We start from the raw sequence: 10961 nt of genomic DNA, 5'->3' as shown, positions 1-10961 counted from the left end.
CCGCATGCCTTCGCTGCACGACCTCATCTCCCTGCGCGGCCGCCGCGCCGTCGTCACCGGCGGCGCCCGCGGGCTCGGCCAGGCCATCGCCGAGCGCCTGGCCGAGGCCGGCGCCGACGTCCTGCTCGGCGACCTCGACGCCGACCTGGCGGCGAAGGCCGCCGCCGACCTCGCCGCCCGGTACGGGGTGAAAGCCATCGGCACCCACATGGACGTGACCGACAGCGCCTCGGTCGCGGCCGCGGCCGGCCTGCTGGACAGCCTGGAGATCTGGGTCAACAACGCGGGGGTCTTCCCGAGCGTCCCGCTGCTCGAGATGACCGACGAGGCGTGGGACGCGGTGTTCGCGGTGAACGCCCGCGGCGTCTTCGTGGGCACCCGCGAGGCGGCCCGGCGGATGACCGGAGGTGGCGTCGTGGTGAACATCATCTCCACGGCCGGGTTCCGGGCCAGCGCGCCCGGCCTGGCCGCGTACGTCGGGTCGAAGCACGCCGCCCGCGGCCTCACCCGGGAGATGGCGGTGGAGCTGGCGCCCCGGGGCATCCGGGTGCTCGGCGTCGCCCCCAGCTTCGTGCCCACCGAGGGCACGATGGCCGCGGCCGCCGCCCTCATGACCGGTGACATCCCGCCCACCCCGCTCATGATGACCAGCCCGATCGGCCGCCCCGGCACCCCCGACGACATCGCCCGCGTCGCCCTGTTCTGCGCGAGCGACCTGTCCTGTTTCATGACCGGCAGCACCCTGCTGGCCGACGGGGGCGAAACGGCCTGATCTACGCTGGCCCCGCATTGATCGCGATCTTGGGGGATTTGTTCTGATGCCGGAGATTCGGCCAGCCACGTTCGAGACGGCGCCGGAGTTCGTCCCACCGAAACAGTCGCCGCGGCGATGGATCGCACCGGCGGCCGTCGCGGCGGTCGCGGTCGCCGTGGCCGGGGTGGTCGTCGTGTCGCGGCCCGGGGACGCGGCGCCCGAGGCGGTCACGGCGACCGTCGCCCAGTCGCACGAGAGCGACGCCGACCGCCGGCTGCGGCTCATCGACCAGATGCTCGCGAGGCGGGCGGCGGCGTTCAAGGCCGGTGACGAGAAAGCGTGGCTGGCCGACATCGACCCGGCCGCCACCAAGGCGATCGCCTTCGAGCGGAAGCGGTTCGCCAACCTGCGGCAGTTCCGCTTCGCCTCGTTCGACCTGTCGCTGAGCAACGTCACGGCCACCGCCGTCTTCGACGAGAAGCCGGACGTCGTCATCGACCAGATCTCCCGGCTCACCGCCGACGTCGACCGCTCGGTCATCCCGTACGACTGGAAACTCGCCTTCACCGGCGACACCGTCACCATCACCGACGCCGCGCCCAGCTGGAACCCGCAGTACCAGAACCCGCTGCTGTTCCCGCCGGCCGACGACGTACCCCTGCGGACCGCCACGGCCGGCGGCATCACAGTCGCCTCGGCCGTGGGCAGCACCTGGGATCCGAAGGTGTACCTGCCGGCCGCGCAGCGGGCGGCGAAGCTGGTGCGGTCGTTGTGGGGCGCACGCCCGTACGGCACTTCCGGTTTTGTGATCTTCCTGGGTGACCACAAGCAGTTCCTGAAGTGGTACGACAACAACGTGTCCCGGCAGGGCGCCGTCGGCGTCACCGTCTTCCCACGGGCGACCGACGACGAGGGGACGGAGCAGTTCGACCGTCCCAACCCGAAGGTGCTGCACGAGCCGAACCAGCCCTCCTGGATCCGCCGCGGCGCCGGCTCCCGGATCGTGCTCGACATGTCGCGGTTCACCAGCGTCCGCCAGACGCAGACCGTGATGGCCCACGAGATGGCCCACGCCATCGCCCCGCACCTGATCCAGTCCAGGGCCGGCGGCTACGGCCCCAAGTCGACCAACGTGCAGGCCAGCTGGCCGATCGAGGGCTTCGCCCGCTGGGTCGAGTTCCTCGACGCTCCCGGATACGCCCAGACGGCGACGCGCGCCGTCCGAGCCGGCCGCGCCTACCGCCCGGCGGGCCCGTTCCCGCCCAGCGAGACGTTCTACGCCCCCGACGCCAAGCGCCAGAGCTACAACTACAACCTGAGTTCAACGATGTTCCTGGCCGCCGAACGCACCGGCGGACGCCAGAAGGCCGTGGACCTCTACGTGTGCCTGACCAATCAGATGGAGTACCAGGCCGACACCGAGATGTTCATCGACAACTGCGTCAAGGGCGTCGGCCTGAACCCGGCCAAGCTCTGGCCCACCCAGCGCACCCTGGCCGGCCGGTGAACTACGACCTGTGCTTCTGGGCGGCGGGAGAGGGAACGCCCAAGCAGATCTAGACCCCCAGTCGAACCAGGTCCTCTGATCAGCGCTCGAGAACAGTGCGCGGGGGCGACCGGCGTGACCCTTTAGGCCATGGGTGGGCGCCGGTCCTCGGCGGGTGGCCGCAACCGGGGCTCAACTGGAGTCATGCCTGACATCACCCATCACACCGCGCCGACCCGGTTCGCCGAGGCCGGCGGCGTCTCGTACGCCTACCGCCGGTTCGGCACCGGCGGGGGCGTGCCGCTGGTGCTGCTTCAGCACTTCCGCGGCAACCTCGACAACTGGGACCCGGCCCTGACCGACGGTCTCGCCGCCTCCCGCGAGGTCATCCTCGTCGACTACGCCGGCGTGGGCGCCTCCACCGGCGAGCCGGCGCCGTCCGTGGCGCGCAGCGCCCGCGACATCATCGCCTTCGCCGACGCCCTCGGGCTCGAGCGGATCGACCTGCTCGGCTTCTCCCTCGGCGGGTTCGTGGCCCAGGAGATCGCCCTCGTCCGGCCCGGACTGGTTCGCAAGCTGGTGCTGGCCGGCACCGGCCCCAAGGGCGCGCCCGGCATGCACGCGTGGCGCGAGGACATCGCGTCGCACGCACGGGCCGAGGTGAACGACGCCGAGGATCTGCTCTACATCTTCTTCGCGCACACCGAGACCAGCCAGGCGCTCGGCAAACAGTTCCTGGGCCGCATCTTCGCCCGTACCGAGAACCGGGACGAGCCGACCACCGTGGCCGTCCGCGACGCCCAGTTCGACGCCATCATCGAGTGGGGCATCCCGGACCACTCCGCGCTGCAGCGGCTGACCGGTATCACCGCCCCCACGCTGATCCTGCAGGGCGACGACGACCTGATGATCCCGACCAAGGGCAGCTACACCATGGCCGGGCTCATCCCGGACGCGCGGATCCGCATCTACCCGGACGCCGCGCACGCTTCGCTCTTCCAGTACGCGGCCGAGGCCGCCGCTGACGTCAACGCATTCCTCAGCGAAGGAGACAAGTGACATGGCCGATCTGCTCGAAGTGATTCTTGAGACGTACGGCGGTCGCGCGGCCTGGGAGCAGGCTCAGCAGATCAGCGCCCGCCAGTTCTTCGGCGGCGTGCTCTGGGGCATGAAGGGCTGGCCCGGTGCGCTCGACGACGTCCAGGTGACAGTCGATCTGCACCGCGAGCACACCCGGCAGGAGCCGTTCTTCGAGGCGGGCCACCACACCAACTTCACGCCGCAGCGCGTCGCCGTGGAGACCGCGGACGGCGAGGTGGTCGAGGAGCTGCTCCACCCGCGCGACTCGTTCGCCGGGCACGTGCTCACCACCCCGTGGAGCCGACTGCAACTGGCCTACTTCTCCGGGTACGCGATGTGGACGTACACCACCGAGCCGGCATCACTGCTGCTGCCGGGCGTGCGGACCGAGGAGATCGACGGCTGGACCGAGGACGGCAAGACGTTCCGCCGGCTGGCCGTCACCTATCCGGACGGCATCGCCACCCACACCCCGCGCCAGGTGCTCTACGTCGACGCGGACGGCCTGATCCGGCGGCGCGACTACACCGTCGACATCGCCGGCCGGGCGCCGAGCGCACAGTACGCGCTCGACTTCGCCACCGTCGACGGCCTGGTCGTGGCGACCAGCCGGAAGATCTACAGCACGGACGAGAACAACCGGAAGGTTCCGGATCCGCTCATCGTCTCGATCGACCTGAAGGACGTCACGGTCGCGTGACCCCGGCGGGGACCCGGGCTCCGGCGCCGGGTCCCCGAGGTACGAGGCGTTCGGCTAAGCGGGCGTGACCAACCGCGCCCAGCTGGTCAGATGACGCCGTAGCGCATCGCGTGGGCGATGATGTGCGACCGGTTGCGCAGCCCGAGCCGCCGGGTGATCGTGTGGATGATCCCCTTGACGGTGCGTTCCGAGTAGCTGAGCCGGCCGGCGATCTCGGTGGTCTCCAGGCCTTCGGCCATCAGCCGGATCACCTCGATCTCGCGCGGGGTGAGCCCGGCCGCGTTCAGCCCGGCCTCGTCGAGCACGCGCTGCTGCAGGTCGCGCAGGTGCTTGAGCAGGTCGCCGACGAGTGGGGGCGGCATCACCCCGTCGCCGGCGGCGACGGCGGTGACCGCCCGGGTCAGCCGTTCGGCGGTCACCGCCGCCCGCGGCAGCACCGAGTGGACCCGGCACTCGACGGCGAGCAGCAGCTCGGAATCGTTCATCTCGTCGAGCACCAGCACCACCGGCCGGCGGGTGGCGGTGGCCGAGCGCCGCAGCGCCGCCACCACCCGGGCGTCCAGCCGGTCGGCGGCGAACACCAGCACGTCGCCGCCGGCCTGCTCGGGGCCGAGCACCCGCAGTTCGGGCCGGCCCTCCAGCAGCACGGTCAGCCCGGCCAGGGTGAGCGAGTCGGTGGCCTGCACCGACACGTCGAGCGTGGGGACCAGGGTCTGGGTCATGAGGCAACAGTGCCGTGCGATGACGGCGGAGGCATAAGTCAAATCACTGAAGACAGGGACTGATGGACGGAACGCACCGCGGCCGATCCCTCGCCGACGGCCGCCGCGACCCGCTTGAGGGAGCCGTGGCGGACGTCGCCGACGGCGAAGACGCGGGGAACGGAGGTGGCGAAGACGGCGTCCGTACAGATAAATCCGTCTTTGTCGGTTTCGACGCCGTCGAGCCAGTCCGTGGCCGCGGTGGCGCCGATGAAACTGAACACGCCGCGGCACTCCAAGGGCTCGTCGCGGCCGGTGAGGGTCAGGCTCTCGACGCGGTCGCCGCCGCCGATGCCGGAGATCTCGGTGCCGGTGAGGACGGTGATCCGGGGGTCGGCCAGGATCCGTTCGACCAGGTACGAGGACATCTTGGCGGAGAGGTCGGTACCGCGGACGATCAGCGTCACGTGGCTGGCGTAGCGGGCCAGGTGCAACGACGCCTGCCCGGCCGAGTTGGCCCCGCCGACCACCGCCACCGGCTCGCCCGCCACGCCCTGGGCCTCCAGGTCGGTCGCGGCGTGATAGACGCCGTTGCCGACGAAGTGGTCCCAGCGGTCGATCGGCAGCGACCGGTAGGCGGCGCCGGTCGCGACGATGACCGCCCGGGCCGGGATCTCGGTGCCGTCGTTCAGCACCACCACGTGCTCCTTCTCGCCCGGGCGCAGCGCCGACACCCCGCACGGCGTGGCGATCTCGGCCCCGAACTTCAGCGCCTGCACCGCCGCCCGCGTGGTCAGATCGAGCCCGCTCAGCCCGAACGGGAAGCCCAGGTAGTTCTCGATCCGGGCGCTGGTGGCCGCCTGCCCGCCGGTGGCCACCATGTCCAGCAGCAGCGTGCTCAGTCCCTCCGAGGCGCCGTAGACGGCCGCGGCCAGGCCGGCCGGCCCGGCGCCGACGATGGCCAGGTCGACCGTGCCCCGGCCGATGCTGCTGTAGGTCAGCCCCAGCCGTTCGCTGATGATCCCCGGCGTCACCCGCCGCATCGCGCCGGCCGGCGTCAGCGCCACCGGCAGATCCTCGGGCGACAGACCGGCTTGCTTCAGTACGCCGTGCGCCTCGGCCGACGCGGCGTCCAGCCACAGATGCGGCAGTCCTTGACGGGACAGGAACACCCGCAGGGCCAGCCCATCGCCCGAGCGGGGATCGCCGACGATGGTCGTCGACTGCTCGGCCCCCAGCCGCAGCAAGCGGCGCCGGGCCAGAAAGGCCCGCAGGAACAGGTCGCCCAGGTCGGTCTGCTGGGCCATCAACCGCCGGAACGACGCCTGGTCGATGACCCGGACCGTGCCCGGCTCGACCACGGTGACCGCCTGGTTACGGGTCTGGCTGGTCAGCAGGCTCAGCTCACCGGCGAAACCACCCGGCCCGTACGTGAAGAGGCCGTCCCACAGCGTGGCGCTCCGGGACACGATCAGGTCGCAGTTCGTCTCGCCCACCTCGTACAGCCGCGTCCCGGCGGTCACGGTCACCTCGGCGCCGTACGCGGCCGCGCGCGCCAACTGCTCGGCGTCGAGCCGGGCGGTCGCGGCGGCGGGCAGATCCTCGATCTCGGGGAAAGACGTCCTGTTCACCCGGCAACCGTGACAGGGGCGGGTGGCCTCCGTCACCCGGGCCGAGTTTCCGGCGTCACACGGGCAACGGCGCTTGCCCACACCGCCGCTAAGCTCGATCTTGTGCCGGCGCAGACACCCTTCCTCGTGGGGCGCGAGACCGAGCTGGCCCACTTCCGTGAGCTGCTGGACGCGGTCGGCGCCGGCGGGCAGGCCGTCGTGGTCGAGGGTGAGGCCGGCATCGGCAAGAGCACCCTGGCCGCCGCGGTGGCCGCGATCGCCGCCGAACGGGGCTTCCGTGAGCTGCGCTGCACCGGCGTGGCCAGCGAGACCACGGCCGGCTTCGCCGGGCTGCACGAGCTGTTCCACCCCGTGCTCGACCGCCTGCCCAGCCTGCCGGCCCGGCAGCGGCAGGCCCTGGAGGTCGCGCTCGGCCGGGCCGACGGGCCGGCGCCGAGCCGGCTGATGACCGGCCTGGCGGCGCTCGGCCTGCTCGAGGAGTACGCGTCGGAGCAGCCCACGCTGGTCGTGGTCGAGGACGCGCAGTGGCTCGACGCCTCCACCGCGCAGACCGTCGCCTTCGCGGCGCGCCGCCTGTCCCAGGCCCCGGTCCTGATGATCATCACGATGCGCCACGCCTCGGAGCTGTTCGCCTCGCTGCCGCAGCTCCCGCTGGGCCCGCTCGGCGAGCAGGCGTCCGAGCAGCTGCTCGCAGGCCTCGACGCGCCCACCCGCAAGCGGATCCTGGCCGAGGCCGTCGGCAACCCCCTGGCCCTCACCGAGCTGCCCCGGGCGCTGACCCCGGCCCGGGCCGGCGACCAGTGGCTGCCGATGACCCGCCGCCTCGAGCAGGCCTTCCTCGACGGCGCGGCCGGCCTGCCCGAGCGCAGCCGGCAGATGCTCCTGCTGATCGCCGCCGCCCCCGAGTCGTCCCTGCGGCAGCTGATGGCCGCCGCGGCCGGGGCCGGGCTCACCCTGGACGACTTCGCCCCGATCGAGCGGGCCCGGCTGGCCGCCGTGGCCGGCGACCGGGTCGTGCCGCGCCATCCGCTCGTACGCTCGGCCGTCTACAACGCCGCCTCGTTCGCCGAACGGACCGCCGCCCACCGCCTGCTGGCCGACACCGCCACCGACCCCGACCGGGCCGCCTGGCACGCCGCCGCGGCCACCCCCGACTACGACGACGCGGTCGCGGCCGCCCTGGAGCAGACAGCGGATCGGGCCCGGGACCGCAGCGCGCAGATCGAGGCGGTGGCGGCCCTGCGCCGCGCCGCCGCCCTGTCGTCCTCGGTGACCGACCGCAGCCGCCGGCTCGCGGCCGCGGCCGAGGTGGCCCGGCAGGCCGGCGAGGTGGCCGCCAGCGCGCTGCTGGTCCGGGAGGCCTGGCCGCTCGCCGCCGACCCCGACGTGCTCACCCACCTCACGCTCACCGAGGTCGCCCTGGGCGCCAGCGCGGCCGTGCCCGGCCACAGCACCGGCGAACTGCTCGACCTGGTCGCCCGCCTGGCCGGGCCGGGCGGGGACGAGAACCGGATGCAGCGCCTGCGCGTGCTGGCCACGGCGGCCACCGCCAACGCCATCGAGGGGCTGCCGGCCGACCTGCGGGCGCGCCTCGACGACGCCATCGTGGCCGCCGACGCCGGCGCGCGAAGCCCGCACGCGCTGGTCGGCCGGGTGCTGCTCGACCCGGTGAGGCACGCCGCCGAGGCCCGCGAGCGGCTGCCCGAGCTGGGCCGGGCGGTCCGGGCCTACCTGGCCGAGGGGACGTCACCGAGCCGCTCGCAGATCATCATCGGGGTCGGGCTGATGGCCCAGGCGGTGCACGACCTGCCGGCCGCATCGGAGTGGTGGAGCCTGGGCGTCGACCACTTCCACCGGGCCGGGGCGCCGGGCGACGAGGCGTGGACCATGCGAGAGCGCGCGCTCATCCGGGTCGGGTTCGGGCAGCTGCGCGACGGCCTGGCCGACGCCGAGATGGCGCTGCGCCTCAGCTCCGACCTCGGACTGCGGGTCACCGCGGCCGACTCGGCGATCGTCGCGGCCCGGGCGTACGCGTGGCAGGGCGACAACGCGCGGGCGCTGGCCGCGATCGCGCTCGGCGACGGGCTCGACGTCACGTTCATCAAAGCCCGGGCGAGCTGGTCGGCCGGGCTGGTCGCCCTGAACGAGCACCGGTACGAGGACGCGTGGACGGCCCTGGAGGGCGCCCAGGCCATCGGCACCACCGGGCTGTGGTCGCTCGGCGACCTGACCGAGGCCGCGGTGCGCACCGGGCGTACGGCCGTCGTGCAGCCGCTGCTCGACCGCGCGGCGGCGTTCCCCAGCCCGTACCTCAAGAACCTCGTCCGCCGCGGCCTCGCGCAGATCGCCCCGGGACCCGAGGCGGAGGAGCATTACGAGGCGGCGCTGGCCGCCGAGGACAACCCGGCCGTGCTCGAGGTGGCCAGGACCCGCTTGGCGTACGGGGAATGGCTGCGCCGCCGCCGGCGCATCGTCGACGCCCGGGAGCAGCTGAGCGCGGCCCTGCGGGCGTTCGAGGGCGCCGGCGCGCATCCGTGGGCCGAGCGTGCCTCGACCGAGCTGCGCGCGGCCGGGGTCGCGCCCGTCGCGTCGCGCCCCGGCCGGAACACGCTCAACGAGTTGACGGCGCAGGAACGGCGCATCGTCGAGCTGGCCGCGGACGGCCTGACCAACAAGGAGATCGCCGACCAGCTCTACCTGTCGCACCGCACGATCGGAACCCACCTGTACAAGGTCTTCCCGAAGCTGGGCATCAGCAACCGCAACCAGCTCAGAAGCGCACTGTCCAGTTCTCCCGCTCGTACAGAGGCACCAGACCGGCGCTGACCATGTTGGACAGTGACTGGTTGCCCTCGCCGCGCCAGGTCTCGGCGAACAGCCGGCCGCATCCGGCCTCGGCCGCCGCCCGCGCCCGGGCCGCGATGAGGGCCGACTGCGCGCCCCGGCCGCGATGCGTCGGCCTGGTCGCGGCGGCGTTCAGCCCGGCCCCGTCGCCGTTGAGGTAGACGTTGCCCCCGGCGACCACCTGGTCGCCGTCCCACGCGCCGAACGGCCGCCAACCGGCCCGGCCGGCGGTCGAGGCGAGCATCGTGGTGAGGTCGCCGCCGGGCATGCCGAACGTGTCCAGCACGGCGCCGGCCCACTCCTCGGCCGTCTCCGGTGTCACGGCGGCGATCCGCAGATCGGTCGGAGTGTCCGCGATCGCGGCCGGGTCGCCGCCCAGCTTGACCCAGGTGCTGGTCTTCTCGAGGCCCCGGCCGGCGAATCCGGCCGGCAGCACCGACGGGATCAGCTGGAGGACCGCCTGCCGCACCCGGTGGGTGCGGTAGAAGTCGAGGACCTCGTCGAGGACGGCCGGGGTGAACGGCTCGGTCACACCGAAACCGAGAGCCTTGCTCCAGTACGACGCCGGATCGTGCCGCATGGCCAGGACCACGCCGCCGCCGATCCGGGCCGCGGCCACGCCGAGCCGATCGCGCGCGGCCGCGGGCATGCGGGTCTCGTAGTCGTACATGAACGCGGCCTCGGTCAGCTCGGCGAGCTCGTTCACTTCCGTCATCGGCGGAAGACCACCTTTCCCGTACGGTCCGGCGCGCTCGCGTGCGCGAGGGCGCGCGCGTAGTCGCCGAGTCCATACTGCGCGGCGATCTCCGTACGCAGGACCCCGTCGGCGATGAGCCCGGTCACTTCCGCGTACACCCGCTCGATCTCCGCCCGCGGCGCGGTGGCGATCCAGTTGTTGAGCCAGAAGCCGTGCACGTTCAGGTTCTTGAAGAGCAGGTGCACGCGGTCGACGACCAGCGGCTGCCCGCTGAGCGCGGCGAAGTTCACGATGTGCGCGTTCACCGACAGCACCGCCGCCAGGCTGTCCACGACCGGCCCGCTCACCCCGTCGAGCAGCAGCGCCGGCCGCTCACCGTCCAGGACGTCACGGACCTGGGCCATCAACGTGTCGTCGCTGACCACGACGGCGTCGCCACCCGGCACCTCGGCCCCGGGCCGCCGCACCACGTTGAGCGTGCGCAGCCCGCGGTGCCGGGCCAGCGCGACGACGAACGCGCCGAGCGCGGAGTTGGCGGCGGTCTGCACGACCCAGTCGCCCGGCTTCAGCCCGTCGCCGTAGCCCAGCAGCAGGTACGCGGTGGCGGCGTTGATGCCGGCCGTGGCCAGCTGGGCCGGGTCGGCGTTCGGGTCGGCCCGCACCACGAACCGCTCCGGCACCACGGCCTCCTCCTGCCAGGTGCCCGGCTGCGGGTTGGGCAGCACGAGGACCAGGTCGCCGGTGGTGACCGCGGTGACACCGGCGCCGACCTCGGTGACCACACCGACACCCTCGGCGCCGAGCGGTGACGGCAGCGGCGGCCGTACGGCGTACCGGCCGCTGACGGTCAGGAAGTCGGACGGGTTGATGGGCGCGGCCTCGATGGCGACCCGGACCTGACCGGCCTCGAGCGGCGCCGGAACCACGTCGACGATCCGCAGGCTCTCGAGCTTGCCGAACTCGTGCAGCTGAAGCGATTTCATGGAGGGCGACGCTATGTGCCCGGCAGCCCGGCGACGCCCCCGACTCCGGCATCCTGCCCCCGCGGGCAGACCGCGTTTCCCCGGC

The 10961-nt window shown here is 73.0% G+C and carries 9 protein-coding genes; 5 read left to right on the top strand and 4 right to left on the bottom strand.

What is annotated here, in order from left to right; translation table 11 throughout:
- Positions 1-4: 4 nt before the first annotated feature.
- The 4 genes from ACGFJ7_RS20285 (at position 5) to ACGFJ7_RS20270 (ending at position 4020) form a co-directional block, all read left to right on the top strand.
- A complete protein-coding gene (locus ACGFJ7_RS20285; protein ID WP_360251401.1) occupies positions 5-772 on the top strand; it encodes an SDR family oxidoreductase in 768 nt (255 codons plus the stop codon).
- Between the two features lie 46 nt (positions 773-818).
- Positions 819-2261, top strand: a complete 1443-nt coding sequence (locus ACGFJ7_RS20280; RefSeq protein WP_392643079.1) for a hypothetical protein — start codon at positions 819-821, stop codon at positions 2259-2261.
- A 183-nt stretch (positions 2262-2444) separates the two neighbouring features.
- A complete protein-coding gene (locus ACGFJ7_RS20275) occupies positions 2445-3299 on the top strand; it encodes an alpha/beta hydrolase (RefSeq protein WP_360251395.1) in 855 nt (284 codons plus the stop codon).
- A gap of 1 nt (position 3300) precedes the next feature.
- A complete protein-coding gene (locus tag ACGFJ7_RS20270; RefSeq protein WP_360251392.1) occupies positions 3301-4020 on the top strand; it encodes a hypothetical protein in 720 nt (239 codons plus the stop codon).
- 86 nt (positions 4021-4106) lie between these two features.
- Here the strand turns inward: ACGFJ7_RS20270 and ACGFJ7_RS20265 are convergent, their stop codons facing one another.
- Positions 4107-4742 (bottom strand): response regulator transcription factor, encoded by a 636-nt coding sequence (locus ACGFJ7_RS20265; protein ID WP_360251389.1) that lies wholly within the window; start codon positions 4740-4742, stop codon positions 4107-4109.
- A 38-nt stretch (positions 4743-4780) separates the two neighbouring features.
- Complete coding sequence (locus ACGFJ7_RS20260; protein WP_392643076.1) at positions 4781-6352, bottom strand: FAD-dependent oxidoreductase; 1572 nt, start codon at positions 6350-6352, stop codon at positions 4781-4783.
- A gap of 102 nt (positions 6353-6454) precedes the next feature.
- Here ACGFJ7_RS20260 and ACGFJ7_RS20255 point away from each other — a divergent pair, with 102 nt between their 5' ends.
- Entirely contained in the window at positions 6455-9178 is a 2724-nt protein-coding gene (locus ACGFJ7_RS20255) for an AAA family ATPase (RefSeq protein ID WP_392643074.1), read from the top strand.
- Here ACGFJ7_RS20255 and ACGFJ7_RS20250 read toward each other — a convergent pair.
- Together ACGFJ7_RS20250 and ACGFJ7_RS20245 are read right to left on the bottom strand one after the other, a co-directional pair.
- Positions 9123-9911 carry a GNAT family N-acetyltransferase gene (locus ACGFJ7_RS20250; RefSeq protein WP_392643072.1) on the bottom strand — a complete coding sequence of 263 codons (789 nt, stop codon included), beginning with the start codon at positions 9909-9911 and terminating at the stop codon, positions 9123-9125. The genes ACGFJ7_RS20255 and ACGFJ7_RS20250 overlap by 56 nt on opposite strands.
- On the bottom strand, positions 9908-10876 hold the full coding sequence (locus tag ACGFJ7_RS20245) for a zinc-dependent alcohol dehydrogenase family protein (protein WP_360251377.1): 969 nt from the start codon (positions 10874-10876) through the stop codon (positions 9908-9910). The genes ACGFJ7_RS20250 and ACGFJ7_RS20245 overlap by 4 nt, the downstream gene beginning before the upstream one ends.
- Positions 10877-10961: the final 85 nt, after the last annotated feature.

The organism is Actinoplanes sp. NPDC048988, from assembly GCF_043197815.1.
In the GTDB taxonomy this organism is placed as follows: Bacteria; Actinomycetota; Actinomycetes; order Mycobacteriales; family Micromonosporaceae; genus Actinoplanes.
The sequence above is the reverse complement of the archived record's forward strand: the minus strand, read 5'-3'. Positions and strand labels throughout refer to the sequence as shown.